Raw genomic sequence first — 23,684 nt, forward strand, 5'->3', positions numbered from 1 at the left:
GGTCCCATCAACTCACTTTCCAGCTACGGTCCGAGTTGCTCTTGCTCCCGACGGGATCCTGATTGAGACACTTTGCAACCTCGACAAACAGGCCAGCCAAAAGATTTCGGTCGGTCTTGACGTTGCTGAGGTCGGCAAACATCTTCTCGATCAGCATCTGAACGCCTTCATTCTTCTGCTTGATTTCCTCACGCAGCAAATGATCGTTTCGATTTATCCGGTCGGAAACGTCGCGCTCGAGCGCGCTCAACTGATCCGACAACGTGCGCACCTGCTTTTCAAGAGCCTGGTTTTGCTCGCGAAGATTCCGGTCGATCTCCTTGTCGGCATCGGCTCGTGAATCTTTTTCGCTCCGCAATTGCCCTGCAAGCGAATCGATCTGCTTCTTTGCATTCGACTCGTACATTTCGAGATTGCGCTTGGCCTCGGACTCGACATCCTTGAAGCGCTGCAACACCCGTTCTTCAAGCTTGGAAAAACGGCGGTCATAGTCCTGCATCTGGTTGCCGAAGAGCAGGTCACGGATCTTGTCGACACCGACGGCGTCGCCGGCGGTTCCGTTTTCGCGGGCCTGAACTCCCATGAAGTTCAGCCCGTTTCCTTCTGTGTTACCTATCAGATTTACGTCCGCCTTCTTTTCTGAAGAAGCGGAATTCGAAGATTCCTTAGCCATCCATATACCCCCATTGAACACATGCCGTCAGGTAAGCATGTCAGCAATCGGGCCGCAAGCCGGATTCGTCTTGACTTATGCCTATTCATGGGGCAGCCGAGCGCGGTGGCTAGCGGCTCGGCAATGGCAATCAGGGGCGATGCCCTCTTAAAGGCGCGGAGCGTGCGGACGGTTCCGGGTATTCAAAAAGCGGCCTTCAGTCGAACGTCGCCAGCGGCTCGGCATTGATCTCGACCCACTCACAGCGACGGCTTTCGTGGTAAAAAGACTGGAAGGGCGGCGGGAACGACGGGTCGGCGAAGGCGCCGACGGGAATGGCGATCACACCGGGCTGCGTGTCGATGCGATAGTGGACGGCGGCGCCGCACTCCGGACAGAAATTGTAGATGACGCGGCCGCCCTCGTCGCCGGCGCGCGTGAACTGCTTCGCCCGCCCCTCGATCGATACATCAGCTTGCGCAAACCGGACATTGTAGCTGAAGGCGCTGCCGGTGCGGCGCTTGCAGTCGAGGCAATGGCAGACCGAGATGCGCACCGGCTCGCCCGAACAGACGGCTGAAAGCTGGCCGCAGAGACATTGCGCGCGGCGCGTGACCATTGTTTCTTCCTCCTCTTCACATCACTGCGTATCGGCGCTGGCCCTCAGTTCCGTCCGCTTCTGTTCCGAAACCATGGCCAGATCCAGCACCTTCTGCAGTTCGGCGGCATGGTGGAATGAAGGCTCGGCCTGCACGCTGCTGCGAACCGCATCGACGAAGCGCTGGTAATTGGTCGGCACCGTGCCGGCGTCGAGCACCTGCCACTTGGCGTTCTCGATATCCTCGCCGACACACGCCTTCAGTTCCGAACCCTCGAGATTGTGCACGACTTCGATGCCGCCCTTGTCGCCATAGATGCGCAGGCGCAATTCGTTGATGTGGCCGGTCGCCCAGCGGCTGGCGTGAACGACGCCAAAGGCGCCGTTGGAGAAATCCAGCGTCATGGCGAAGCTGTCATTGGCGTCGAGGTCGTATTCGCCGATACGGTTGCCTGGCGCCTTGTCGAAGGTGCGCAGCCGGCAAAACACGTGGTCGACGTCGAGTGCGGCGCCATAGCTGGCGAAATCGAGGATGTGGATGCCGACATCGCCGAGCACGCCGTTGGAGCCGTGGTCGCGCGACAGCCGCCACAGCCATTTCGGGTCGGTGCGCCAGTCGCCCCAGAATTTCGAGACCAGCCAGCTCTGTAGATAGGAGGACTCGACGTGGCGGACGGTGCCGATCTCGCCGGCCAGCACCATCTGCCGCGCCTTCTGCAAGGCAGCGACATTGCGATAGGTGAGATTGACCATGTTGACGATGCCGGCGGCCTCAGCCGCTTTGGCCATCTCGCTTGCCTTGCCGAAGTCTTCGGCCAGCGGCTTTTCGCACAGCACCGGCTTGCCGGCCGCGATCAGCGCCATGGTGGTCGGGTGGTGAATGCGGTCGGGCGTGACGTTGGCGACCGCATCGAACTCGCCCCACGCCAGCGCGTCTTCCAGCGATGTGAATCGCTTCGGTATCTTGAACCCGTCGGCAAATTCGCCAACGCGCTTTTCATCGACGTCGACAGCACCGACGATCTCGACGCCGTCGATACCGCCGAAGCGGCGGGCATGCTCCTGCGCCATCCAGCCGGTACCCAGTATCAAAAGCCGCATTCTCTGCACTCCGAGCGAATTGGTTCGATTCAATCATATGGCGCAGATACGGTCTAGAAAACCCATGCGGAAAACCGCTACGCCTTTTTTCCTGGATTTTGCTTTAGCGGAAGCCGGCCTCGCCCGAAGCGTGCAGCTTGCCGCCGCGCTCGACGATCGGCTCCAGCGCCTTCTCGACCGGCACGTTCGGCGCCTCGAGGATCGCCGACTTGGTGCCCTGCGGATTGTGCGCCCACTTCACCGCATTGCGCAGCACCTTGTGCACATTGGCGTCGTGATAGGTCGGATAGGTCTCGTGGCCCGGGCGGAAGTAGAAGACATTGCCGGCGCCGCGGCGATAGGTCAGCCCAGAACGGAACACCTCGCCGCCCTGGAACCAGGAGATGAAGACGGTCTCCAGAGGTTCGGGCACGGCGAACTGCTCGCCATACATTTCTTCATTCTCGAGCTCGAAATATTCGCCGACGCCTTCGGCGATCGGATGGCTGGGACTGGTCGCCCAGAGCCGCTCGCGCTCACCCGCCTCGCGCCATTTCAGCGTGCAGGGCGTGCCCATCAGCCGCTTGAAGATTTTCGAGAAATGGCCGGAATGGAGAACGATCAGCCCCATGCCTTCAAAGACCCGGCGGGCGACGCGCTCGACGATCTCGTCGGCAACGGCGCCATGGTCCTTGTGGCCCCACCAGACCAGCACGTCGGTCTCGGCCAAGCGCGCCTCGGGCAGGCCATGCTCGGGCTGTTCGAGCGTGGCGGTCGAGGCGGAGATCGCCTCGTCGGCATTCAGCGCCTTGGCGATGGTCGTGTGCATGCCCTCGGGATAGAGGGCTGCGACCACCTCATTGGTCCGCTCATGGATGTTCTCGCCCCAAACGACAGCGCGTATTGTCATGATGTCCTCGTGGTGAAGCCGACCCGCAGCGGTCACTCATAGTCTGCCTGGGGGTGAAAAGGGAATAGGCAGTGGGGAATAGGCAATAGGGGCAGAAAAACAATCAACAGGCGATGGACGCTCCTGGGCCCTACTGCCTACTGCCTACTGCCTACTGCCTACTGCCTTACGCTCCCCGGCCTTCCTGAGCGACCCGCGTCAGCGGCTTGGTCAGGCGCGGCACGACGACGAGGCGTTTGATCTTGCCCTTCTTGTAGGCAGCAAGGAAGCGGGCATAGTCCTTGAAGACGACGCAGCCATTGGATTCCGCACGGCCGCCGCGCAGCATGTAGGTGTGGGCGAGCAGGCCGTCGCGGCCGTATTTGTTGCCGCCGCTGACGGGAGTGAGACGGAGCGCCTCGACGCCATGGAAGCGGGATTCGCGCAGCCGCAGATCATAGGTGTTGGGCGGCGTCGGGCCGACATTCTTCTTGTGCACGAAGCGCGGCTGGTCGACCATCGAGCCCAGCCCCGAATGGGCCTCCAGCCGCGAGCCGTCCGGCATGTAGACGGTCTTGGCCGAGATATCGTAGACGGCGACGCCGCCGCCCATTCCGGGCGTGGCGAACAGATCCTTGAAGGCGCGACCGACACCGCCCGCCGGGACGTCCGGCTTGGCATAGGCCAGCATCTCGCCGGCCTGTGTCTTCGACCGTTTGCCAGGCTTGATCCGGCTTGATCGGATGCTCTGGCTGTCTGGCACGCCAGGCAGTGCGGCAACCTCCGAAGTACTGCGTGGCGACCGCGGCGACGAATTGCCCGGCAACTGGGGTGCGGGGTTCTCGGCCGTCCTGTCGGTCTGTGGCTTGGCTGCCCTGGGCTTGCTGGCTTGCTGCGCCTCGGCAGGCTGAGCGGTTTCGGCGCGTGGACGCCAACCGGGCAACGCAATGTTGTCGGGCAGATCGTCCTGCGGCGGCAGCGAAGCGACCTGGACCTCGGCCTGCCCAGGATCTTGCGCACCGGCGATTGCTGCAACGGCGGGCGGCGGCGCCAGCATGTCAGCGTCTTCCGGCAAGCTGTTGGCCAGCGCCAGCGCCAGGCGCGACGAGCGTTCGATCTCAGCCACTTCCGGCCCAAAGCGTTCCGAGGCCGGGCCGTGCTGATCGGGCAGCCGGACTTCGGCGAAACGGGCAGCGACCGGAAGGCTGGCAAGCATGAAGGGCGCATTCGAGGCCTTGGCGAAGGCGGCAGCCAGCTTTTGCGGCGACAGCCCTGCCTTGGCCACCACGCCGTCGAAGCGCATGCCGCGCGAAGTGGCGAGAGCGACGCTGGTGTTTGGCGCAATGTTTGAGGCGACACTGCTCGGGGCCACAGCGTGCGCGGCCGGCTTCAGCCGCGCCATCTTGCCGTCATGCGCGAAGTTCGCGGCGGCATGCGCGCAGCCGGCGTCGCATTGGCTGAGCAGCGAGGCCTGTGATTTTTGCGCCGAAAGCCGAGGCGCCCACGAATTGGCGAGGCTGCGGCGCGAATCGGCAAGTGCTGCGTTCGGCAGAAGCAGACTGTGCGGAAGGCTGTTGGAGGCTGCGGTGAGCGAGGTACCGAGCGAATAGAGGCCGGCCATGGTTGCCACCGACCACAGCGCCAAGGCCGCGCCGACAACCGGCACCACCACCCAGCGCTGGCCGGATCTCTTCGAAGTCAAACCCCGTTCAGGAGTATCGCCCCGGTCTTTCAAACGCAAAAACGCCATACAACCACTCTCAATCGGCATGCAGGCTTGCGACCCTCGCATCCGTGACATCCACAGTTCGCTGGTGCCCCCTGCACCTTTCGCGTCTGTTGCCGATTGAATCAAAAGATGGACAAAGTTGGTTAACCAATCCCTCCATCAGCCACCGATTATGCGGCGCCTGATACGAAAAAAAGAGCACTCCATGGTCTGCGCCACGGTAGAATGCTCTCCCTCACCCCCGCCTTGCTGCCCGTTTTTGCGATCCAAGTCAAGGAAACGCTGCGTCAGCTTGCTGCAAGCCTGTGCTGATTGCCCGCTGATCGGCCTTCTCAATCAGTTGACCTTCCGGTGGCTGGAAGGTCTATCCGCTCAGAGACGGAGACCTCCGGCGACGGAAATTTACCGATGAGAACCGGCATCACGACCGAAGAATCCGACTGCAGGTAGAACCCCTGCTGCGGCTGGCTGAGCACGGATGGATGGGGCAAGGACATGGCGCCGTGAGATGGACTGTGAAAGCGGCGCTGCTGTGGCTGGTCTGTGCCCTTACGATGGGCGCCTCCGTCGGCAGCGGACCGATCGTCGCGGCCCGCCAGGCGTCGATGAAGGAGATGGCGGCGGCTGCGAAAACCATTGCCGGGATGTTCGACCGCAGGCAAGCCTATGACGCGGCAGCCTTCAAGGCGGCAGCGGACACGCTGCGCGCGCGCACCGGCCCTGCCCTGATTGCCGAATTTCCGAGCGGCTCGCTTGGACCGCCTTCGCAGGCCAGGCTGGAGATCGATCAGTCACGGGCGGAATTCGAGGCCCTGGCAAATCATATCGGAACGCTGGCCGACGCTCTGGCCGCCAAGGCCGAAAGCGCGCCGGCCGTCATCACCGATGACATGCGCATGGGCACCGGCCTGGCGATGGGCGGCGGCAGCCTGCTCGGCAAGCGCTCGATTCCAGAGGAAGCCGATCCGACCAAACTGCCGGCGGAGCATATCCTGCATCTCATCCTGCAGGATTGCTCGACCTGTCATTCGAAATTCCGGCAAAAGGTACAGTGAAGCGACATTATCCGGCTGAGCATTTTCTTGCTGGCCTGCGCCACAGTCACTTTGCATACAAGTAAATTCGTTTGTGCTAATATATCGCCGGTCGTGCATATCCATGCATGACGAGCATCGGGAGGATGCAATGAAAACCATGAATCGCAGGTCTGCAATTGCCCTCGGTCTGACGACCGCCGCGGTAGCGCCTTTGTTCACCTTGGCGGCATCGGCAAAAATCAAGAAATACGGCCCGAAAGAGGGCAAGGAGATTGCGCCCGGTGTCCGGGTGGTGGAGGTCGGCACCGGCAATGCAGACATTCCCGCCTACAAGAGCATCGCAATTATCGACGTTGTGTTTCAGCCCGGAGCACATGCTCCTCAAACCGTGATGGACAACGACATGGTGTGCACCATTACCTCAGGTGCATTCACGATCAAGAAAGCGGACAAGGAATTCAAGCTCAAGACGGGTGATATGTACACCTGCTCCAAGGGCAAGACCGATGAAGCGACGAATACAAGCAAGGAGGTCGGCGTGCATCGCATCGCCGTATTGATACCCGCATAGCAGATGGAATTCCGGCCGGACCACGCCGTCGCGAGTCCGGCCGGCCAGAGGAGGCGATCTCGTTCCGTCGTCAGCGCGGCCATCTCACGCCAGCCACTCCCTGATCGCCGGGCGGGCGGGAACGGCGCGCATGTGGTCTTCGCGCTATGGCTTTGTTTGGGCATGATCTTTTGGGGAAGCTGGCTTGGTTTCAAAATCAACGGCTAGGTCGAATGGCTGATCAATCAGCGCATCCACGTGGCCAATACGGAGATCGAAAACCGCAGGAGTTTTGCCGGCCACCAGGCGGTGTTCGAGGCGATCGAGCGCCACGACCCGGAAGCGGCCGGCCAGGCGATGCGCGCGCATCTGGAAAACGCCCGGCGCAAGTTCAATTCAGGGTCGGGAAGACTGGGCTAGCCAGTTGACGCGGCGGCGCTCTGGCGCAAAGCAAAAAGCCCGCCGTTCAAAGCCGGCGGGCTCCCTTCAATCATACAGCGCGATCCGGTCGTCGGTAACCAGGACGACCGAATTTCGGCCTTCAGCGGCTGGTTGCGCTCAGGGGGCGGGCTTCGACGGGTTTGAAGCGACCAGCGATCCGAGTTTGCCGGCTTTGGCCAGACTCGGCTTTTCGTAAGTTTTCTTCACAGAATCCCTCCTCTAACGGCATCAATTTCCTCTGCCAGGCCTGTTTTGTCAAATCTGACAGCAGTCCGTCACAGGTCCCGGCGGCAATTCGTGCCCTTACGCCGGCTCGCGCTTGAGCGCCTGCGCCATGCAGTGAATGCCGCCGCCGGTCTTGGAAATCTCGCTCATGTCGACGGCAGCAACCTCGAAGCCGCGCGCTTTGAGTTGGCCGATCAGCGACTGGCTCGACGTCGGCGCGATCACCCTGTCCTTGCCAAGCGACATGAAGTTGCAGCCGAGCGCCATCGTGTCCTGGAAGGGCACGTCGATGATCTCGTGGCCCTTGCCCTTCAGCCAGTCGACGATGCCGGGCTCGGTGCAGGCGAGACACACCGCGGTGAGTTTTTCGGCGATCGGCACCACCATCAGGTCGATATGGACGTAATATTCGTCGATGAAGGCGAGGCGCGTTTCCCAGCCTTCCTTTTCGAACCAGTCCTGCACCTGCCGGGCGCCCTCTTCCTGCGTGCGGGCGCCGCCGCAGCCGATCAGCACCACGCCCTCCTCGATGACGTTGAAGTCGCCGCCTTCGAAGGTGCCAGCCGTGACCATGTCGTAGATGGGGATGCCGAGCTTTTCATAGGTGCGGATGGCGGCATAGTTCTCGCCGCGCCGCCACCAATTGGCCATGGCGGTGATGAAGGCGCCGTAGGGCGTCATGACGCTGGAGTCTCTGGAATAGACCTGCATCGGCAGTTCCGGCGTCGGCTCGTGCCAGTGGATGTTGACGCCGAAATGCTCGTAGGCGGCGACGAGGTCCTTGTGCTGCGCCTGCGCGATCTGGACGTTGCAGGGCGCTTCGCGCAAATGCTTGCGCGACAGCGAGCTGGTCGAGAGGTGGCGCAGGAAGTTTGGCGAGCCGAGCAACACGTCTGTCAGCACGTCGGTCTCGTTGGCAAAGCCCCATGACGTCAGCGGCTTGGTGCCGCCGGCGGGGTTGCGGCGTTGCAGCGAGAACGGCTCGGCGACGATGCGGTCATGGACGGTCATAAGGTTCTCCTCGATTATGCAGCTTGATTGGGTTGGCTGCTCGGAATCCACCAATCGCGCCCCCGCGCGGTGGTGACATATTCCGGCCAGCGGAAATTGATCGGCGGGTCATAGTCGCAAAGCGGCGCGATCCAGTTGGAGCCACCAATGCCGCCGCCGGTGCGGGTGACGAATTCGTCCATGGCCGCATCGCGCGCGGCCTTGTCCTCGAGCAGGCGGAGGGCTGCAAGCGCAACCGTCTTGGCGGCGCAAATGACCATCGGGTCGATGGTGGCCGAGATACCGCCCAGCGCGTTCATCGCCCAGGATGGATAGGCATGGCCATTCGCCGAGCGCAGCGCCGGGCGGGCGACATAGAAGCGTGCGGTCGGCGTGTGCCACGACATGTCGGTGTAGTCGTCGGAGGTCGAGTTGATCTGCGACGGAGGCAAATCGCGGCGCAGGATTGCCTCGGCCTCTTGCGGCGCAACCAGCCGCTCCATCTCGTCGATGAAAGGGTTGTCGGTCGCGGTGCCGCCGGCATTGACCTGGACCTCGCGACCGATCGCTTTCGCCGCCTCGTCCCAGCTCGGAGCGCCAACGGTGGACAGCGCCTCATAGGCAATCCCCGCCATGGCGTGATTGGCGAGGCCCGGCCTCGACTTCGACACCCAATGGCGCTCATAGCGACAACCGCTGATCGCCGCGGCCGCGGCCGCATTACGGTCGAGCACCGCGGTGACCTGCTCTGCCATGGCAATGGTCGGCACGCGGATCATGTACTGGATCTCGGCCAGCCCCGCCGGCAGATTGTCGGCGGTCGCCTGCCCGGCGGTGAGGATCGCCTCGCTGATCGACCAGCCGCCCTGGTGAGGCAGCATGGAATCGCGCAGCGCCTTGGAGGTCATGTACATCGTCATCAGCGCGTCATTGGCACCGGGCGCCCGCACCGCCGAATGCGCCTGCGGGATCGGCGCGCCATCGCTTGCGCGAACCCAGTTTTCGGGTTCGTCGCAGACAAAACGGTAGATCATCGCGTAGGCCGCGCCGCAATGCGTGTCCCAGCGCGCCGTGTTGCAGAGCGGCAGCATATAGAAGGGGTGGAAGGAGATCATGCCGGCAAGGCCGTCATAGTAGCCCTTGGCCGCATGGATCGGCTTCGAGCCCCTGACCTTCTCGGCCGGCTCGCCGGTGAAGCGCAACGTCCCCTCGATGCCGTGGCGTTGCATTGCCGCCTTGGTGGCGAGAAGTCCGCCGAGGCCGGCAATGCCAAGCCCGGAATGCGGATCGGTGTGGCCGCCGGCCTCGCTGCCGAGGCCCGGCCGCGATCGCTTCACCGTTGCCGCGTCCTGGCAGTTGCCGGGCACGGCGTCGTATTCGCCGTACATGCCGATGGTCGGCCCCGGGCCGTTCGTCCAGTGGGCGCAAAAGGCGGTCGGCATGCCGGCCGACCCTTCCTCGACCGAAAAGCCCTCATGCTTCAGCCGCGCGACATACCAGGCCGCCGACTGGTATTCGCGCCAGGCTGTTTCGCCGAAATCGAAAATGGTGCGCGTCCACGCCGACAGCGACGGCTGGATGCTATCGAGACAGGCAAGCGCGGTGGCTTGCGCCGAGGTCGTCACCGGTTTCTCCATGCGGCCCAAGAAAGCAGTGAAGCGGCATTGCAAAAAGTGATATGTTTTTCCGGTTCATGCAAATTCGGTTCACCTGAGGCCTCTTGCGAATACCTTCCACACAGGCGCTGCGCGCCCTCGACAGTTTTGCCCGTCACGGCAGTGTCTGGCGCGCAGCCGATGAACTGCATTTGACCCGCAGCGCCGTCAGCCATCAGTTGCGGCTGCTCGAACGCGACCTCGGCTTCGACCTGCTGGAGCGCATCGGCAAGGGCGTGGCGCTGACACCGCGCGGCCAGCGCTATGCCGCCGATGTGAGAAAGGCGCTGACGGTGCTCGGCGATGCGGTGACGCGCCAGGCCGGCACGGGCGTCGGCGGTTCGTTCGCCGTTTCCTGCACGCCGGGCTTCGCCTCTCTGTTCCTGTGCACGCACATCGGCGAGTTCCGGCAGATGTATCCAGACGTGGCGCTGTCGATCCTGACGCCGCGGCGGCTGGACGATGTCAGCAATCCGGACGCCGATGCCTTCATTGCCTTCGGCGTCGGCAACTGGCCGAACCGCTCGGTGGAGTTGCTGTGCGAAATCTCGTTCACGCCACTTTGCAGCCCGACACTGCTCAACAAGGTCGGCGGCTTTTCAAAACCGGCCGACGTGCTGCGCGCCAATCTCCTGCATCTCGGCGACACCGAGGACTGGGCGCGCTGGCTGGCGCTGTCCAAGGTGGAAAACCCCGACACCGAAAGCGGTATCTTCTTCTCGGACATGAACCTCGTCTTCTCCGCGGCGATCGCCGGACAAGGCATCGCAATGGGCGACGAACTGACCAGCCGCCGCGCGCTCAGCGAAGGCCGTCTGGTGCGCCCCTTCGACATCGCGATCCCCTCGCCGCGCTCGTATTTCCTGGTGTCGGAACATGCCAAGGCCAGCCACCCGGTGCTGGAAGCATTCAATGGGTGGTTGAGGTCGAAGCTGTCGGAGAACCGGATCAGCCCGTACTAGCCTCCCATCCGTGAATCAAATTTGCCGATCAGGCGAAAACTATTCGGTTGCGGTGAGCCGGCGCACTGCCCTACGCTCAAGCCACGATCAAGGAAGAGGCAGGATGCAGCAACCCGGCCGGGCCGCAGAGATCAAGGCAATCGGGATCGGCAAGAGCTTCGGCTCGTTCCAGGCGCTGGACGATCTGACGCTCAATATCGGCCGCGGCGAGTTTTTGACGCTGCTCGGCCCCTCGGGTTCCGGCAAGACCACCTTCCTGATGATTCTGGCCGGCTTCGTGCAGCCCACCGTCGGCAGGCTTTTCAGTGACGGCGTCGATATCACCGAACGGCCGGCCGAGCAGCGTGCCGCCGGCATGGTGTTCCAAGGCTATGCGCTGTTTCCGCATATGTCGGTCGAGGCCAACATCGCCTTCCCGCTCAAGGTGCGCAAGAAATCGGCTTCCGAGATCAAGCGCCGCGTTGCCGAGATGATCGAGCGCGTCGGCCTCAAGGGCCATGAGACGAAACTGCCGGCGCAGCTTTCCGGCGGCCAGCAGCAGCGCGTGGCGTTGGCCCGCGCTTTGGTGTTCGAACCCGGCGTGCTGCTCCTCGACGAGCCGTTCTCAGCGCTCGACAAGAGCCTGCGCGGCCAGATGCAGGCCGAGATGAAGCGGCTGCATCAGGAGACCGGCACCACCTTCGTCTTCGTCACCCACGACCAGAGCGAGGCGCTGGCGCTGTCGTCGCGCGTCGCCATCTTCAACCACGGAAAATTGCTGCAGGTCGGAGCGCCGGACGAGGTCTACGACCGGCCGGACAACCGCTTCGTCGCCGAGTTCCTTGGCGAGATCAACATGCTGCCGTTGAAGGGGGTCAAGCCCGCCGACAATGGCTCGACGGGCCTCTGCGAGGACCGCGCGGTCAACATGCTCTGCAAGGCCGAGAAAGTCCGTGGCGATGCCATATTGGCGATCCGGCCCGAACATATGTCGATCACGCGCGAAGCCGCCGCCGGCGAGAACGGCATTGCCGCCACCGCCATCGGCTCGACCTATCTGGGTGCGGCGACCAAACTCGATCTGACGACACGCCAGGGCGCCAAGGTGACCGTCTCGGTGCCGAACGAGGTCGCGGCGGCTGCACTCAGCAAAGGCAATTCCGTCTGGCTGACATGGCCGGCGGAAAAGGGTTTCCTCCTTCCGGACGGAGGATGACGACGAGAACGGCGAAGTCTTCCAGCAAAGAATCTGGAGCGCGCCATAACCACCGGAACCAAAACGAAAAAGGGGAACTAAAATGACAAACCAAAGCAAAAAACAAGCCATGGACGGGCTGACCGCCCGGGCTGTGCGCGGCGAGATTTCGCGCCGGCAATTCACCCAGCTTGCAGCCCTCGTGCTGGCCGGCACACCGATGCTGCTGCGCTCGACCGGTGCCTTTGCGCAGGCCAAGGAGCTGGTGCTGGTCAACTGGGGTGGCGATGCCCTTACCGCTTATGACGCCGCCTACGGCCAGGCCTTCACCAAGGAAACCGGCATCACCGTCAAGATGGACGGTTCGGGCCCGACCGAAGGCGCGATTGCCGCACAGTTCAAGAGCGGCGCGCCGACCTGGGACCTTGTCGACGTCGACCCGTTCTCGGCCATCACGCTCGGCGCGCAGGGTGCGCTCGAGCCGATCGACTACGCCATCGTCGACAAGAAGAAGATGCGCGAGGGGTTCGGCTGGGAATACGCGGCGTCGACCTATTTCTTCTCCTATGTCATCGCCTATGATTCCGAGAAATACGGCAAGGACGCGCCGACCGGCATGGCCGACTTCTTCGACGTGAAGAAGTTTCCGGGCAAGCGCTCGCTCTACAAATGGGGCGTGTCGAGTTGGGAAGCCGCACTTCTCGCAGACGGCATCGCGCCGGCCTCGCTCTACCCGCTCGACCTGAAGCGCGCGCATGACAAGATCGCCGCCTTCAAGGAAAACGTCGTGGCTTACTGGGGCGGCGGCGCCGAGAGCCAGAGCGTGCTGCTCAACGGCGAAGCCTCGATGGCGATCGTGTGGTCGACCCGCGCCTCGCTGATCGAGCAGGACTCGGGCGGCAAGATCAAGTTCATCTGGGATCAGGGCCTGATTTCGCCCGGCGCGCTGGCCGTGCTCAAGGGCAACCCCGGCGGCAAGGACGCAGCGATGAAGTTCATCGCCAGCGCCCAGGATCCGCAAAAGCAACTGGTGATGTTCGACAAGCTCGGACAGGGTCCGGCCAATCCGGCCGCCGATGCGCTGATCCCCGCCGACAAGAAGCGCATCAACCCGGTCGATCCCGAAAACATGAAGAAGCAGATCGCGCTCGACATGGACTGGTACGCCAAGAATTACGGGGCAGCACTCGACGAATACACCAAGATCATCTCGGCCTGACCAGGCCGGGCACGAGCTTCGATGAGAGGCACCCTCTCCGACAGGATGGGCGCGGCGGTGCTGATGGCGCCGCTGCTCCTGTTCCTTGTGCTGGCCTACGCCTGGCCGTTCCTCGGCGTCGTCAAGTGGAGCGTCACCTTGCCGACACCGGGGCTCGGCCAGTATGGCGCGCTCGCCACCGATGCCCTGGTGCAGTCTGTGTTCATCCGCACGCTGCGCATCGCGCTGATCGTCACCGTGGTTTCCGTGGCGGCGGCATACGCCATCACCATGGTGTGGGTGCGCGGCAGCCCGGCACAGCGCATAATCGCTGAATTCTGCATTCTCGTCCCCTTCTGGATCTCGGTGCTTACCCGCGCCTTCGGCTGGGTGGCGCTTTTGTCCAACCGCGGCCTGATCAACACCTGGCTGCAATCGATCGGCTTCATCTCCGAGCCGCTGGCGCTGGTGCGCAACGAGTTCGGCGTCATCGTCGGCATGACGCATTTCCTCATTCCCTTCGCGGTGTTCCCGCTGGCCTCCGCCATGCGCAGCCTCGACGAGCGCGTGCTGCTCGCGGCGCGCGGGCTCGGCTCCAGCCGTATGCGCACCTTCTGGACCGTGTTCGTGCCGATGACGCGCTCCGGCATCATCGGTTCGGCGATGATCGTGTTCGTCTTCTCGCTCGGCTTCTTCGTCACGCCGGCGATCCTCGGCGGCGGCCGCAGCGTGATGATCGCCGAGCTGATCTATCTCCGCATCTTCCAGAGTCCCGACTGGGGACTGGGTGCGGCGATCAGCGTCGTGCTGGTGCTGTTCGTCGGCGCGCTCATGGCGCTGCTGTTCCGCTATGTCAGACCGAAGCAACTGATCTGATGCCGACCTATCGCCCCGGTCCCGTCTCCCTGATCCTCGCCGTGCTAGTGGCGCTGTTCCTGCTGCTGCCGCTGTTGGCGGTCATCCCGGTGTCGCTGACGCCAAGCCGCATGCTGGCTATGCCGACGGGCGAACTGTCGCTGCGCCACTACCGCGCGCTGATCGAGGATCCGCGCTGGCTCGACGCCATCCTGCTGTCGATCCGCATCGGCATCGTCAGCAGCGTCATCTCCACCGTGCTGGCGCTGTGCTTCAGCCTTGGCGCCTGGATGTTCCAGCCGCGCTTCACGGCCACCCTTGTCGGCTTCGTGCTGTTGCCGATGGTGGTGCCGCCGGTGGTCTCGGCGATCACGCTCTACTTCCTGCTGACGTCGATCTCGGGCATGAGCTCGTTCTTCGGCTACGACACCTGGCTCGGCGTCGCCATGGCGCATTCGGTGATGACGGTGCCTTTCGCCACGGTGCTGATCCTGGTCTCGCTCAGCCAGCTCGACCGCCGCATCGACCTTGCCGCGCGCGGCCTTGGCGCCGGCGTGTGGGAACGCGCCACGCGCATCATCATGCCCAACATCAAGTTCGGCATCGTCACCGCCGCGCTGCTGTCCTTCGTGCTGTCCTGGGAAGAGATCGGCGTCACCCTGTTCATCACCTCGGTCAACGCCATCACGCTGCCGCGGCTGATGTGGATGGGCCTGCGCGACAACATCGACCCGGCGATCGCCGCGCTCTCGGTGATCCTGATCATCATCACTGTGCTGGTGCTGGCGGTGAGGACTGTGGTGGTGAAGATGCGCGGCGGGCACTGAGCCAAGGTGGCCAACAACAATCGGCGATAGCCAAGCCGCTGTGTGAAGGGCGTTACGGACGGTGAGCGCCGGGTACATTACGCGGCGTCATGGGAAACCTGCCGCTGGTGACATTTGCCTTCGTGTCGGTGCTCGGAATGGCGGTTCCGGGACCGGACGTCGTGCTCGCCATCACCAACGGCTCCCGCTACGGTTTTCGACGCGCGTTTCTCGGCATGGCCGGCGTCGTACTGTCTGATTTCGTTCTTATCAGCATCGTCGCGCTGGGCTTCGGCGCTCTTCTGCTGGCTTCGGAATTCTATCTCTCGGCTCTCAGGATGTTCGGCGCGGGCTATCTGCTTTTCGTCGCCATCGGTACCCTGCGCGCCGCATCCCGACCTTCGTTCAACCCTAACCTTCCCGAAACACGCCATTCAGCCAAGGCACTCATTGGGCGCTGCTTCCTGGTGGCGGTCACAAATCCGGCGGCCTGGCTGCTTTTCCCCGCGATCCTGCCGCATTTTGTCCGCGTGGATGAGCCGATCGCGATCCAGTATGGCATCCTGGCCATTATCGCCGCGCTTGCCGATGTGTTTGTGCTGACGTTTTACGCAGCCCTTGGCGCGCGGGCTGCAAGGCTTCTGGCTGGGCCAAACGCCGTGTGGATCGACCGGTTTTACGGTATCGCCCTGCTTGGTCTTTCGAGCACTTTGATCCTGCAATCCCTCGGCCATCTGAGATAGTCGACACAGGAACACACAGGCCCGGATTTTAGCAATCGGCCCGCAGTCAGCTTGCGAAGAATCTCGACAGCCTTGCAGCCGTGTCTTCGGGGTGCTCTTCCGGGAAGAAATGCCCACCCTTGACCGAGCCGCCTCCGACGTTATCAGCCCATTGCCGCCAGATCGCCAACGGGCCGCCCTCCTCCGCATACCAGTTCTCCAACCCGCCCTCGCCGCTCCAGAGCGCAAGCAGCGGGCATCTGATGCGACAGCCATTAGCCTGGTCCTGCGCGTCGTGCTCGCGGTCGATGCCTGCGGCGGCGCGATATTCCTCGCAGATGGCGTGGGCATGGGCGGGATCACGCAGCGCCTCGATATAGGCGGCCCTGACCTCAGCGGGAAAAGCATCTGGAGCCGAGCCCCAGCCGGCGATCGCATTGTCGACAACTGCGTCGGGTGCTGCGGACAACAGGCGCTCAGGCAGCGGTTCCGGCTGGGCGAGCAGGCTCCACGGCCAGAAGGCCAGCGCCAACCTGGCATCGGCCCGATCCCAGGCGGAGGCCGTGGGGACGATGTCGAGAACGGCGACTTTCGACACGGTTTCGGGATGGTCGAGCGCCAGCCGGTAGGCGACGCGACCGCCACGGTCGTGGCCGGCAACCATGAAACGGTCGAAACCGAGAACGTCCATAACCTGCACCATGTCGCGCGCCATCGCTCGTTTGGAATAGGCGGCATGATTGGCTCCGGAAGCCGGACAGGCGCTTTGTCCGTAGCCTCTCAGATCGGCGGCAACCACGCTGAAGTGCGGCGCCAATGCCACGGCGATGTCCCGCCACATAACATGCGTTTCGGGAAAGCCATGCAGGAGCAGCAGCGGCGGCCCTGAGCCACCGGCCCTGACGAAGATCGATGTCTCCTCCATTTGAACGGTCCTGGCGTCAAAGCCCGCAAACATCAGCTGCCGCCAACCATTCCGTGGCTGGAACGGATTCGCAGCACCTGGACACCCTTCGGCAATTCGATCAGGAACTCCTTGTCGCGGTCGAGATGGTGGATGCTTTGCGGATCGCCGCCGGTAAAGGCGGCCATCGCCTCGACGCTCTCCCAATAGGAGATGGTGATGAATTCCGAATGCGTCGGCGTGTCCTCGCGAAAAGTCTGCACGCCCAGCGCTTTCTCGATCAGCGGCTTGATACCGACCTCGTAGTTGTAGCGCTCATAGGCGTCGGCCTTGTCGGGCAAGGTCCTGCCGCGCCAGATGCGCGCAATGGTCGGGGTTGTCGGTGCCATCAGCAACAAACGCCTGAACGCGAGCCGCGTTCCGAACATCTCGACTGGTGGCAGCCGGATCGCGGTCCGAACCTGCGAGCAGAGGCCGGCCAAGTTGACTAGCTGTCGCGGTCAATGCACAAGGAGCCATGGTCTGAGGGCGGGACGGTGACGCATCGGTCTGCAAAACCGACGTAGTGGGTTCAATTCCCACTCAGGCCTCCACACTATCTCTTTGAAGTTGTTGGCGATCCCGACAGGATTCGAACCTGTGACCATCGGCTTAGAAGGCCGGTGCTCTATCCAGCTGAGCTACGGGACCGCTGGCCGGCATTTGATATCTTGGCCGGCTGGTGTCTATGTGCCAGGCGCTGACCGCCGGTCAATGCGTCCAGGGTATCCTGCGGTCATAGCGGAAATTTTCCGCATAGGAAATCTGCCGGCGCTTGGTCTCTTTCGGCTCCTCGACACGGAAGGCCAGCCCCTGCTTTTCGGCATAGGCCACCGCTTCTTCCCTGGTGTCGAAGGTCAGCCTGATCTGGCTCAGCATGTCGCCCGATGTGGTGTAGCCCATCAGCGGGTCGATCTTCTTGCGTTGGGCGGGATCGAATTCCAGCACCCAATGGCCGGTCTTGGCCTTGCCGGACTGCATCGCGGTTTTGGCTGGGCTGAAAATTCGCGCGGACATGGGCACCTCGTAGCTGCGTTGGCGGTAGCGCCGCCTTATTTCAGTCAATACTGTGCAACACTGCCGACGGCAAGGCCGAAGCGGCCTGCAACCAGGCCGCTTCGGCAGCGGCATAGGCTGGATACACTGGCGTAGCATCAAAAGTCATGGTCATGATGGCGACACAAAGAGGCATGGACGCAGGGATTTTGCACGCCGAGGCCGACAGCCAAGCGATTTTCGACGGCGCGATCGTGATCGGCGCCGGGGCAGCCGGCTTGACCGCAGCCCATGCGCTGCTCAAGACCGGCGTGCCTGTGATGGTGTTGGAAAAGGAAGCCCAGCTGGCCGAGCCATGGCACGGGCGGCACGAGCGACTGCATCTCAACACGCATCGCGACCTTTCGGCGCTGCCGGGCGTTTCCTTTCCTGCCGGCACCCCTGCCTTTCCGCACCGAAACACCATCATCGGCCATTTGAACGAATTCCACGCCATGCACCGGCTGCCGGTCGAGTTCGGCATCGCGGTCGAGGAGATTGGCTTCGAGGGCGACCACTGGCTTGTGCGGACCAGTGCCGGGCCGCGGCTGGCGCGCCATGTCGTCATCGCCACCGGGCGCGACCGGCAGCCCTTCATCCCGGCCTGGAAAGGCATGAAGGCCTTTGCCGGACGCATCATCCATTCGGCCGCATTCGGTAACGCCAAGGCCTATGCGGGCAAGAAAGTGCTGGTCGTCGGCGCCGGCAATTCCGGCTTCGACGTGCTCAATCACCTGGCGGCAGCCGGCACGGGACAGATCTGGCTGTCGGCGCGCAACGGTCCGGCACTGCTGCCCAAGCGCCTCGGCCAGATCGCCGTCCACCGGTTTTCGCCGATCCTGGCGCGGCTGCCGTTCAAGCTCGCCGATGCGGTGATGGCGGCGACGCAGCGATGGGCCTTCGGCGACCTCACGGCCTACGGCCTGCCGCCGACGCCTTCGGGCGGCGCAAGCCGGCTGGCGTCGGATTATACCGCCATCGCCACCGATGACGGCGCCGTCGATGCCATCAAGGACGGCAGGATCATCGTGCTGCCAACCGTGCGGGAATTTACCCGCGACGCGGTCGTTTTCGACGATGGCGCGACGATCCAGCCGGATATCGTCATCGCCGCGACCGGCTACCGCACCGGGCTCGAGGCCATGCTGGGCAAGCTCGGCGTGCTCGACCAAAAGGGCGTGCCGCTGTTCAACGGCGCCGACAGCGACCCGAAACTGCCGGGCCTGTGGTTCACCGGCATGCGGCCAAGCATCCGCGGCTGCTTCGCCAATGCTCGCATCCAGGCCAAGGCGATCGCAGCCAGGATTGCGCGGGAGCGCAGACCGCCAAGCCCCGTTTGATGTTTTAGGGGTTGCGCGACAGGGTCCGGAACCGTATACGCCGCAGGGCCTCGGAGTGTAGCGCAGCCTGGTAGCGCATCTGGTTTGGGACCAGAGGGTCGGGAGTTCGAATCTCTCCACTCCGACCATTTTTTCCCACAAAGCCAGTCCTTGCCCAAGGTCGCCAATGACTGCCTCGCCGGTAGCGCATGGCGGCACGCATTGCCCAAGCAGCAGCCGCTCGCCGATCGGACCCTACATTGGAACACCAGTTCGCTCCGAGAGTTGTGTATGTTCAACCCAAGGAGCCAACAATGAAAACCCTTCTCATCGCCTCGATGATCGCGTTCGCCGGAACGGCGGCTTTGATCGCACCGGCGCAAGCCGCCAGTCTGATTATCCAGTCCGACGACGGCGATCAATATTCGTCCGACGATGGCGATATACAGATTCGTCGCCATCACCAGCGCCACAAAGACTATAGCGACGATTATGGCGACGACTACAGCGACAACCAGGATGGCCAATGGCGGCGCCACCACCGCCATCACCGCTGCCATATCGAACTGGTCAGGCACTGGCGCCATCACCACAGGGTCGTCGAAGAGGTCAGGGTCTGCGGCTGATCCGATCGCTTCGGACCTGCTACGGCCGAGTTGGCGGCCGGAGCACCAATCTGACCTAAAGCGCGTCTCATTTGAACGGACTCACGCGACGCGCTTGAGGTCTTGTTTGATGCATGCGGTTCTCTCAAAACCGGGTCCACTTGAGCGACATGCATCAGGCGCCCGTGTCATCGAACAGCATCCCTTCGGCGGGTTTTGCTGAAAATCGACGCAGGGATAATCCCCTCGCTTCCACCTCTATCGCCGGTCTAAAAGCGCGTCGCGCTGAAACGTATCCAGGCGACGCGCTTTGATTTTTGTTTTGATGCATGTCGTTCTCTCAAAACCGGGACCACTTTTGAGCGACATGCATTAGACTCCGGGCAAAGGGGAGATTCTGGATGCTTGGTCTCGAGGCATGGCTTTCGCTGATTGGCCCTGCCTACTTCGCTTACATCGGCATCACGGTTCCGTTCGTCGTCGTCTGGGCCATTATCTGTGCAGCCCTGTGGATCTGGAACAACCGGCCGAGCAAGAGGCAAGGCCGTCCCCGCTCGTGGCCCGCCAGCGTGCTGTTCTTTGTCGTCGTCGCCGCGTGCTACGTGGCAGCGCATACGGTGGTCTATCTGCTGGTCCGGTATCTGGCGGCGTTGTGGCTATAGGGCACCCTTCCGGACACTCCGGTGACTGCTCTACGAAGGTAAGCTCGCCGGGCGAGAACCCCAATCATCACTCCCGGCGAGCCTACAACCCGATCAGGAACGCGACCAGGACCGGGGTCAGCCGGCAAGTTCCCAGGTGCAAGACGGATGCCAGATAATGTTTCCCGAAATGGGACAGCGGCCCTCATGCGGCGGTGGGCACGGAGAGATCGAGTGTATTCATTCGAACACGCTGTCGTCGCTGTAGAGGAAATCCTGCGGAAACGCATGTTCGCAGCTCGCGCTCTGGTCGGGCTGCCGTACCTGGTTACGGCTGCCAAGGATCGATGACAGGCACGCCGGCCGCATGGAATGGCGCCGTGTCACGCGAGGCGACATGAAAGCCGTTTGCGGAGGCGATTGCCGCGATGTAGCCGTCGGGCACAGGAAACCCCTTGCCGGCTGCCCTCGCCTTCACTGCAAGTCGGGCATAGTGCCGGGCCGCCTCGGTATCGAAAGGCAGGATGCGGCGCTCAAACACGGCGCACGCACCGGCGAAGGTTTCAGCGAGCGCAGCCTTGCGCCGACCCGCCGGCATGGCCTCGATGCCGAACAGCACTTCGGCGAGCGTCACACTGGAGAGGTAAAGCGTTTCCTCGGCCTGGTCATCAAGCCAGGCCAACACAGCTTGATGCGGTTCGGGCTTCATGGCCTCCGAAACGACATTGGTATCGAGGAGGATCATTCGAACCCCAGCGGTTCGGCCGGCGCCTTGTCGCGAGCCTGCTCCAGGACCTCCACGTCTTCATTGGTCAGCCCGGCGCGTCGGGCAATGTCTGCCAGAACGGAGCCGAGTTTCACACGGCCGTCCGGCCGCACCGCGTTTTCCAGAATGTCGCGTATCTCGGCCTCGGTGCTGCGACCGTGCAAGGCCGCCCGTACACGCAGAGCTCGGTGGGTCGCTTCCGGAAGATTTCGGACGGTCACTGCAGGCATTGATATCGCTCCGATGTCATTGATTGAAAGTATCATATTGTTTCAGGTGATGTCACCATCCATGTTTTGAAAACGTCGCACGGGCGGGATCAACAATCGCCGTCCAGGGAATTGCAGCAGGATCTAAACCTCGAACTCGCCCTGCCCTTCGTCCATTGCGCTGACGGTTTCGGCGGCGAGCGCCCTTGTGATCGGCGTCTTGCGCTCGAGCGCGGTGCGGTCGAGGCGCTCGACCACGCGCATGGCGGTGGCCAGCGAGCGCTCGATGCGGCGCACCAGATATTGCACGACATGCGGCTCGACCTCGACCTGGCGGTCGGCGAAGAGTTTGGTGATGACACCGGCCAGAAGCAAATCGTCCGGCTCATGGATCTCGACGGTTGCCGCCGCCTTCAGCCGCGAGGCAAGATCGGGCAACGTCACCCTCCAGGCGGCGGGGAAGCGCCGCGCCGTTAACAGCAAGGTGGCCCCGGCGCCGCGCACTTCATTGATGAGATGGAACAGGCCCGCCTCGTCGATGGCTGTCTTGTCGACATCGTCGATCAGCGCGGGCCTGCCGCCAAGCCCGGTGATGGCATTGCCGATGCGCTGGGCATCGACCGCCACAGCGTTGGCCCGCGCCTGCCAGATCGAGCCCAGATGTGTCTTGCCGGAACCGGCCGGGCCAGCGAGCACGATCACCGGCGACGGCCAGTCCGGCCAGCGGTCGACAAGGGCTGCCGCCTCGCGGTTGGTGGCCGACACCACCAGCTCGTCGCGCGAGTAGCCGGTGCCGTGGCCAAGGTCGAGCGGCAGTTGGCGCGGCGGTTCGGTCTTATGATCCGCCACGTTCAGCCGCGCGGCGACCGGTGGCCGCCGCCGCGAGCGGCGGGCAGCGGCGGGACGGGCTCGGTGGAGTGTCCCTTGTAGAGAGGCGATTCCAGGTAACGGGCAATGGCAAAGCGCACCAGCACGGCAACCGCCGCCGAAGCAGGAACAGCGATCAAAAGGCCTACGAAACCGAACAGGGCGCCGAAGGCAAACAGCGCAAACATCAGCCAGACCGGGTGCAGGCCGACGCTTTTTCCGACCAGCCGGGGCTGCAGGATGTTGCCCTCGATGAACTGGCCGATGAAGAAGACCACCGCGACAGCAACGATCATGGTCCAGTCCGGCCAGAACTGGACCAAGGCGACGCCGACGGCCAGCACCAGTCCGGTCAGCGAGCCGACATAAGGGATGAACGAGATCAGCCCGGCGAAGAGGCCGATCAGGATGGCGAAATTCAGCCCGGTCAGCGTCAGGCCAGTGGCATACATGCCGCCGAGCACCAGGCACAGCGTGCCCTGGCCGCGCACGAAGCCGGCGGTCGCGGTGTTGATGTCCCTGGAGATCGCCCTGACCGTCCCGACATAATCGCGCGGCACCCAGCTGTCGACGACCGCCACCATGCGATCCCAGTCGAGCAGCATGTAGAAAGCGACAACCGGAGTGACCACGAACAGGCTGACCACCGACACCAGAGCAACGCCGGAACTCCAGATCGAGGTGAAGACGGTGCTCAGCAGGCCGAAACCGGACGTGAGCAGCGAATTCAGCCCGTCGCGCAGGCCATTGGCATTGACGCCGAATTTCTGCTCCAGCCATTTCGGATCGAGGCTGGTGATCAGCGACTGCAGCCGGGTCAGATATTCCGGAAGCTTGCTGGCGAAATCGGCCATCTGCGTGGCCAGAACCGGAACCAGGATGACGAAGGCCAGCACCAAAAGGACGATGAAGGCGATCAGGATGACCACCGTCGCCATCAGCCGGGAGAGGCCGAGGCGTTGCAGCCGGTCGGCGACCGGGTCGAGGAAATAGGCCAGCACCATGCCGGCAACGAACGGCAACAGGATGCTGGAAAAAATGTAGAGGAACAGCGCCAGGAAGATTGCCGTGCCCAGCCAGAAGAAAATCTGGCGGCGAAACGCCAGGGACGCAGCCGCCTCTGCCAGCGCGGCGGTCGCGGCATTCTTGTCAACTACCCGGGGTGGAGCCTTCGCCATAGCCGCTCATATGCCTCAGCCAAGCCACGAGATAGGCCGCGGCCGAAGCCACGGTCAAGACCCCGGACAGCAATATGAGCGCAGGCCTGAGCGGGTCGAGGTGGAGGCCAAGGGCAAGTTCGCCCAGCACCACGGCCGCCAGCACGATCTGGGCGGCGGTGTTGGCCTTCGACACATAGAGCGGCTTCATCTCGACCGGATGCGCCATGATCGTGGACAAAAGCACGGCGCAGATGATCAGCGCATCGCGTGACACCATGGTCACCACCAGCCACAGCGGCAATTGCCCGATGAAGCCCATGACCACGAACACCGAGACCAGAAGCACCTTATCGGCCATCGGATCTAGATAGGCGCCGAGTCTCGAATGCTGGTTGAAGCGGCGGGCGATGAAGCCGTCGACGCCATCGGAAATTCCAGCAACGAGAAATCCGGCAAAGGCCCAGTCCCAGCGCATGTTCAGCATCGCCAGCACCACCGCCGGCACCAGCACGAAGCGCAGGATGGTGATGAGGTTGGGAATGGTCAAAGGCATGTCCCGCCATGCTTGTTCTGCAG

General features: G+C 63.0%; 27 protein-coding genes and 3 tRNA genes. 14 read left to right on the forward strand and 16 right to left on the reverse strand.

The window, feature by feature from the left end; all coding sequences use genetic code 11:
- Nucleotides 1-7: 7 nt before the first annotated feature.
- From ACYG9R_RS01890 to ACYG9R_RS01910, 5 genes are all read right to left on the reverse strand, one after another.
- Nucleotides 8-673, reverse strand: a complete 666-nt coding sequence (locus ACYG9R_RS01890) for a hypothetical protein (protein WP_023670314.1) — start codon at nucleotides 671-673, stop codon at nucleotides 8-10.
- A 196-nt stretch (nucleotides 674-869) separates the two neighbouring features.
- Entirely contained in the window at nucleotides 870-1,271 is a 402-nt protein-coding gene (locus ACYG9R_RS01895) for a GFA family protein (protein ID WP_023715108.1), read from the reverse strand.
- 21 nt (nucleotides 1,272-1,292) lie between these two features.
- A complete protein-coding gene (locus tag ACYG9R_RS01900) occupies nucleotides 1,293-2,351 on the reverse strand; it encodes a Gfo/Idh/MocA family protein (RefSeq protein ID WP_023824102.1) in 1,059 nt (352 codons plus the stop codon).
- 103 nt (nucleotides 2,352-2,454) lie between these two features.
- Nucleotides 2,455-3,240, reverse strand: coding sequence for a ThuA domain-containing protein (locus tag ACYG9R_RS01905; protein WP_023689044.1), 786 nt, complete (start codon nucleotides 3,238-3,240; stop codon nucleotides 2,455-2,457).
- A gap of 166 nt (nucleotides 3,241-3,406) precedes the next feature.
- Nucleotides 3,407-4,969, reverse strand: a complete 1,563-nt coding sequence (locus ACYG9R_RS01910) for a DUF2778 domain-containing protein (RefSeq protein WP_081726872.1) — start codon at nucleotides 4,967-4,969, stop codon at nucleotides 3,407-3,409.
- Between the two features lie 482 nt (nucleotides 4,970-5,451).
- Here ACYG9R_RS01910 and ACYG9R_RS01915 point away from each other — a divergent pair, with 482 nt between their 5' ends.
- From ACYG9R_RS01915 to ACYG9R_RS01925, 3 genes are all read left to right on the forward strand, one after another.
- Complete coding sequence (locus tag ACYG9R_RS01915) at nucleotides 5,452-6,003, forward strand: cytochrome c (RefSeq protein WP_027048847.1); 552 nt, start codon at nucleotides 5,452-5,454, stop codon at nucleotides 6,001-6,003.
- Nucleotides 6,004-6,133: 130 nt separating this feature from the next.
- Nucleotides 6,134-6,556, forward strand: a complete 423-nt coding sequence (locus ACYG9R_RS01920; protein WP_023684778.1) for a hypothetical protein — start codon at nucleotides 6,134-6,136, stop codon at nucleotides 6,554-6,556.
- Between the two features lie 237 nt (nucleotides 6,557-6,793).
- Complete coding sequence (locus ACYG9R_RS01925) at nucleotides 6,794-6,955, forward strand: FCD domain-containing protein (RefSeq protein ID WP_023689048.1); 162 nt, start codon at nucleotides 6,794-6,796, stop codon at nucleotides 6,953-6,955.
- 324 nt (nucleotides 6,956-7,279) lie between these two features.
- Here the strand turns inward: ACYG9R_RS01925 and ACYG9R_RS01930 are convergent, their stop codons facing one another.
- Nucleotides 7,280-8,212 (reverse strand): dimethylarginine dimethylaminohydrolase family protein, encoded by a 933-nt coding sequence (locus tag ACYG9R_RS01930; RefSeq protein WP_023693913.1) that lies wholly within the window; start codon nucleotides 8,210-8,212, stop codon nucleotides 7,280-7,282.
- A gap of 14 nt (nucleotides 8,213-8,226) precedes the next feature.
- Nucleotides 8,227-9,828: a zinc-binding metallopeptidase family protein gene (locus ACYG9R_RS01935; protein ID WP_031199448.1), complete on the reverse strand. Its 1,602-nt coding sequence runs from the start codon at nucleotides 9,826-9,828 to the stop codon at nucleotides 8,227-8,229.
- Between the two features lie 83 nt (nucleotides 9,829-9,911).
- Between ACYG9R_RS01935 and ACYG9R_RS01940 the strand changes: the two genes are divergently transcribed.
- From ACYG9R_RS01940 to ACYG9R_RS01965, 6 genes are all read left to right on the forward strand, one after another.
- Entirely contained in the window at nucleotides 9,912-10,808 is an 897-nt protein-coding gene (locus ACYG9R_RS01940; RefSeq protein WP_023705214.1) for a LysR substrate-binding domain-containing protein, read from the forward strand.
- Nucleotides 10,809-10,911: 103 nt separating this feature from the next.
- Nucleotides 10,912-12,003 (forward strand): ABC transporter ATP-binding protein, encoded by a 1,092-nt coding sequence (locus tag ACYG9R_RS01945; protein ID WP_023824105.1) that lies wholly within the window; start codon nucleotides 10,912-10,914, stop codon nucleotides 12,001-12,003.
- Nucleotides 12,004-12,085: 82 nt separating this feature from the next.
- The gene (locus tag ACYG9R_RS01950; protein ID WP_023689052.1) at nucleotides 12,086-13,201 is read left to right on the forward strand and encodes an ABC transporter substrate-binding protein; all 1,116 of its coding nucleotides are present in this window, start codon (nucleotides 12,086-12,088) and stop codon (nucleotides 13,199-13,201) included.
- Between the two features lie 21 nt (nucleotides 13,202-13,222).
- The gene (locus ACYG9R_RS01955; RefSeq protein WP_023670301.1) at nucleotides 13,223-14,056 is read left to right on the forward strand and encodes an ABC transporter permease; all 834 of its coding nucleotides are present in this window, start codon (nucleotides 13,223-13,225) and stop codon (nucleotides 14,054-14,056) included.
- Nucleotides 14,056-14,862 carry an ABC transporter permease gene (locus ACYG9R_RS01960; protein WP_023684771.1) on the forward strand — a complete coding sequence of 269 codons (807 nt, stop codon included), beginning with the start codon at nucleotides 14,056-14,058 and terminating at the stop codon, nucleotides 14,860-14,862. The genes ACYG9R_RS01955 and ACYG9R_RS01960 overlap by 1 nt, the downstream gene beginning before the upstream one ends.
- 107 nt (nucleotides 14,863-14,969) lie before the next feature.
- The gene (locus ACYG9R_RS01965) at nucleotides 14,970-15,584 is read left to right on the forward strand and encodes a LysE family translocator (RefSeq protein ID WP_245259945.1); all 615 of its coding nucleotides are present in this window, start codon (nucleotides 14,970-14,972) and stop codon (nucleotides 15,582-15,584) included.
- A 46-nt stretch (nucleotides 15,585-15,630) separates the two neighbouring features.
- Here the strand turns inward: ACYG9R_RS01965 and ACYG9R_RS01970 are convergent, their stop codons facing one another.
- Both ACYG9R_RS01970 and ACYG9R_RS01975 read right to left on the reverse strand, forming a co-directional pair.
- Entirely contained in the window at nucleotides 15,631-16,521 is an 891-nt protein-coding gene (locus ACYG9R_RS01970) for an alpha/beta fold hydrolase (RefSeq protein ID WP_023727817.1), read from the reverse strand.
- Nucleotides 16,521-16,856: an antibiotic biosynthesis monooxygenase family protein gene (locus ACYG9R_RS01975; RefSeq protein ID WP_031198108.1), complete on the reverse strand. Its 336-nt coding sequence runs from the start codon at nucleotides 16,854-16,856 to the stop codon at nucleotides 16,521-16,523. The genes ACYG9R_RS01970 and ACYG9R_RS01975 overlap by 1 nt, the downstream gene beginning before the upstream one ends.
- Nucleotides 16,857-16,986: 130 nt before the next feature.
- Between ACYG9R_RS01975 and ACYG9R_RS01980 the strand changes: the two genes are divergently transcribed.
- Nucleotides 16,987-17,060, forward strand: a tRNA-Cys gene (locus tag ACYG9R_RS01980).
- A 20-nt stretch (nucleotides 17,061-17,080) separates the two neighbouring features.
- Here the strand turns inward: ACYG9R_RS01980 and ACYG9R_RS01985 are convergent.
- Both ACYG9R_RS01985 and ACYG9R_RS01990 read right to left on the reverse strand, forming a co-directional pair.
- Nucleotides 17,081-17,157, reverse strand: a tRNA-Arg gene (locus ACYG9R_RS01985).
- Nucleotides 17,158-17,217: 60 nt separating this feature from the next.
- Complete coding sequence (locus tag ACYG9R_RS01990) at nucleotides 17,218-17,523, reverse strand: ETC complex I subunit (protein WP_023670294.1); 306 nt, start codon at nucleotides 17,521-17,523, stop codon at nucleotides 17,218-17,220.
- A gap of 173 nt (nucleotides 17,524-17,696) precedes the next feature.
- Here ACYG9R_RS01990 and ACYG9R_RS01995 point away from each other — a divergent pair, with 173 nt between their 5' ends.
- The 4 genes from ACYG9R_RS01995 to ACYG9R_RS02010 all read left to right on the forward strand — a co-directional run bounded on the left by ACYG9R_RS01995 (nucleotide 17,697) and on the right by ACYG9R_RS02010 (nucleotide 20,127).
- Nucleotides 17,697-18,881 carry a flavin-containing monooxygenase gene (locus ACYG9R_RS01995; protein WP_023742341.1) on the forward strand — a complete coding sequence of 395 codons (1,185 nt, stop codon included), beginning with the start codon at nucleotides 17,697-17,699 and terminating at the stop codon, nucleotides 18,879-18,881.
- Between the two features lie 51 nt (nucleotides 18,882-18,932).
- Nucleotides 18,933-19,009 (forward strand) — tRNA-Pro (locus ACYG9R_RS02000).
- 165 nt (nucleotides 19,010-19,174) lie between these two features.
- Entirely contained in the window at nucleotides 19,175-19,486 is a 312-nt protein-coding gene (locus ACYG9R_RS02005) for a hypothetical protein (RefSeq protein WP_023824106.1), read from the forward strand.
- 380 nt (nucleotides 19,487-19,866) lie between these two features.
- Nucleotides 19,867-20,127 carry a hypothetical protein gene (locus ACYG9R_RS02010; protein ID WP_023684764.1) on the forward strand — a complete coding sequence of 87 codons (261 nt, stop codon included), beginning with the start codon at nucleotides 19,867-19,869 and terminating at the stop codon, nucleotides 20,125-20,127.
- Nucleotides 20,128-20,434: 307 nt separating this feature from the next.
- Here the strand turns inward: ACYG9R_RS02010 and ACYG9R_RS02015 are convergent, their stop codons facing one another.
- From ACYG9R_RS02015 to ACYG9R_RS02035, 5 genes are all read right to left on the reverse strand, one after another.
- Nucleotides 20,435-20,851, reverse strand: coding sequence for a type II toxin-antitoxin system VapC family toxin (locus tag ACYG9R_RS02015; RefSeq protein WP_023824107.1), 417 nt, complete (start codon nucleotides 20,849-20,851; stop codon nucleotides 20,435-20,437).
- Nucleotides 20,848-21,102: a FitA-like ribbon-helix-helix domain-containing protein gene (locus ACYG9R_RS02020; protein ID WP_023670289.1), complete on the reverse strand. Its 255-nt coding sequence runs from the start codon at nucleotides 21,100-21,102 to the stop codon at nucleotides 20,848-20,850. The genes ACYG9R_RS02015 and ACYG9R_RS02020 overlap by 4 nt, the downstream gene beginning before the upstream one ends.
- A 123-nt stretch (nucleotides 21,103-21,225) precedes the next feature.
- Nucleotides 21,226-21,930, reverse strand: a complete 705-nt coding sequence (gene hdaA, locus ACYG9R_RS02025; RefSeq protein WP_023824108.1) for a DnaA regulatory inactivator HdaA — start codon at nucleotides 21,928-21,930, stop codon at nucleotides 21,226-21,228.
- Nucleotides 21,931-21,932: 2 nt separating this feature from the next.
- On the reverse strand, nucleotides 21,933-23,126 hold the full coding sequence (locus ACYG9R_RS02030; RefSeq protein WP_023824109.1) for an AI-2E family transporter: 1,194 nt from the start codon (nucleotides 23,124-23,126) through the stop codon (nucleotides 21,933-21,935).
- Nucleotides 23,098-23,655, reverse strand: coding sequence for a CDP-alcohol phosphatidyltransferase family protein (locus ACYG9R_RS02035; RefSeq protein ID WP_023824110.1), 558 nt, complete (start codon nucleotides 23,653-23,655; stop codon nucleotides 23,098-23,100). The genes ACYG9R_RS02030 and ACYG9R_RS02035 overlap by 29 nt, the downstream gene beginning before the upstream one ends.
- Between the last annotated feature and the right edge of the window lie 29 nt (nucleotides 23,656-23,684).

Source organism: Mesorhizobium sp. RSR565B, assembly GCF_054719465.1.

What these genes read in the sequence shown, in the direction of transcription:
- ACYG9R_RS01905 (WP_023689044.1), bottom strand. Translation starts at nt 3,240, where the DNA reads ATGACAATACGCGCTGTCGTTTGGGGCGAGAACATCCATGAGCGGACC.
- ACYG9R_RS02005 (WP_023824106.1), top strand. Translation starts at nt 19,175, where the DNA reads ATGAAAACCCTTCTCATCGCCTCGATGATCGCGTTCGCCGGAACGGCG.
- ACYG9R_RS01975 (WP_031198108.1), bottom strand. Translation starts at nt 16,856, where the DNA reads ATGGCACCGACAACCCCGACCATTGCGCGCATCTGGCGCGGCAGGACC.
- ACYG9R_RS01960 (WP_023684771.1), top strand. Translation starts at nt 14,056, where the DNA reads ATGCCGACCTATCGCCCCGGTCCCGTCTCCCTGATCCTCGCCGTGCTA.
- ACYG9R_RS01930 (WP_023693913.1), bottom strand. Translation starts at nt 8,212, where the DNA reads ATGACCGTCCATGACCGCATCGTCGCCGAGCCGTTCTCGCTGCAACGC.
- ACYG9R_RS01945 (WP_023824105.1), top strand. Translation starts at nt 10,912, where the DNA reads ATGCAGCAACCCGGCCGGGCCGCAGAGATCAAGGCAATCGGGATCGGC.
- ACYG9R_RS01995 (WP_023742341.1), top strand. Translation starts at nt 17,697, where the DNA reads ATGGACGCAGGGATTTTGCACGCCGAGGCCGACAGCCAAGCGATTTTC.
- ACYG9R_RS02020 (WP_023670289.1), bottom strand. Translation starts at nt 21,102, where the DNA reads ATGCCTGCAGTGACCGTCCGAAATCTTCCGGAAGCGACCCACCGAGCT.
- ACYG9R_RS01890 (WP_023670314.1), bottom strand. Translation starts at nt 673, where the DNA reads ATGGCTAAGGAATCTTCGAATTCCGCTTCTTCAGAAAAGAAGGCGGAC.
- ACYG9R_RS01955 (WP_023670301.1), top strand. Translation starts at nt 13,223, where the DNA reads ATGAGAGGCACCCTCTCCGACAGGATGGGCGCGGCGGTGCTGATGGCG.
- ACYG9R_RS02015 (WP_023824107.1), bottom strand. Translation starts at nt 20,851, where the DNA reads ATGATCCTCCTCGATACCAATGTCGTTTCGGAGGCCATGAAGCCCGAA.
- ACYG9R_RS01935 (WP_031199448.1), bottom strand. Translation starts at nt 9,828, where the DNA reads ATGGAGAAACCGGTGACGACCTCGGCGCAAGCCACCGCGCTTGCCTGT.
- ACYG9R_RS02030 (WP_023824109.1), bottom strand. Translation starts at nt 23,126, where the DNA reads ATGGCGAAGGCTCCACCCCGGGTAGTTGACAAGAATGCCGCGACCGCC.
- ACYG9R_RS01910 (WP_081726872.1), bottom strand. Translation starts at nt 4,969, where the DNA reads ATGGCGTTTTTGCGTTTGAAAGACCGGGGCGATACTCCTGAACGGGGT.
- ACYG9R_RS01970 (WP_023727817.1), bottom strand. Translation starts at nt 16,521, where the DNA reads ATGTTTGCGGGCTTTGACGCCAGGACCGTTCAAATGGAGGAGACATCG.
- ACYG9R_RS01950 (WP_023689052.1), top strand. Translation starts at nt 12,086, where the DNA reads ATGACAAACCAAAGCAAAAAACAAGCCATGGACGGGCTGACCGCCCGG.
- ACYG9R_RS01895 (WP_023715108.1), bottom strand. Translation starts at nt 1,271, where the DNA reads ATGGTCACGCGCCGCGCGCAATGTCTCTGCGGCCAGCTTTCAGCCGTC.
- ACYG9R_RS01920 (WP_023684778.1), top strand. Translation starts at nt 6,134, where the DNA reads ATGAAAACCATGAATCGCAGGTCTGCAATTGCCCTCGGTCTGACGACC.
- ACYG9R_RS02010 (WP_023684764.1), top strand. Translation starts at nt 19,867, where the DNA reads ATGCTTGGTCTCGAGGCATGGCTTTCGCTGATTGGCCCTGCCTACTTC.
- ACYG9R_RS01900 (WP_023824102.1), bottom strand. Translation starts at nt 2,351, where the DNA reads ATGCGGCTTTTGATACTGGGTACCGGCTGGATGGCGCAGGAGCATGCC.
- ACYG9R_RS01990 (WP_023670294.1), bottom strand. Translation starts at nt 17,523, where the DNA reads ATGTCCGCGCGAATTTTCAGCCCAGCCAAAACCGCGATGCAGTCCGGC.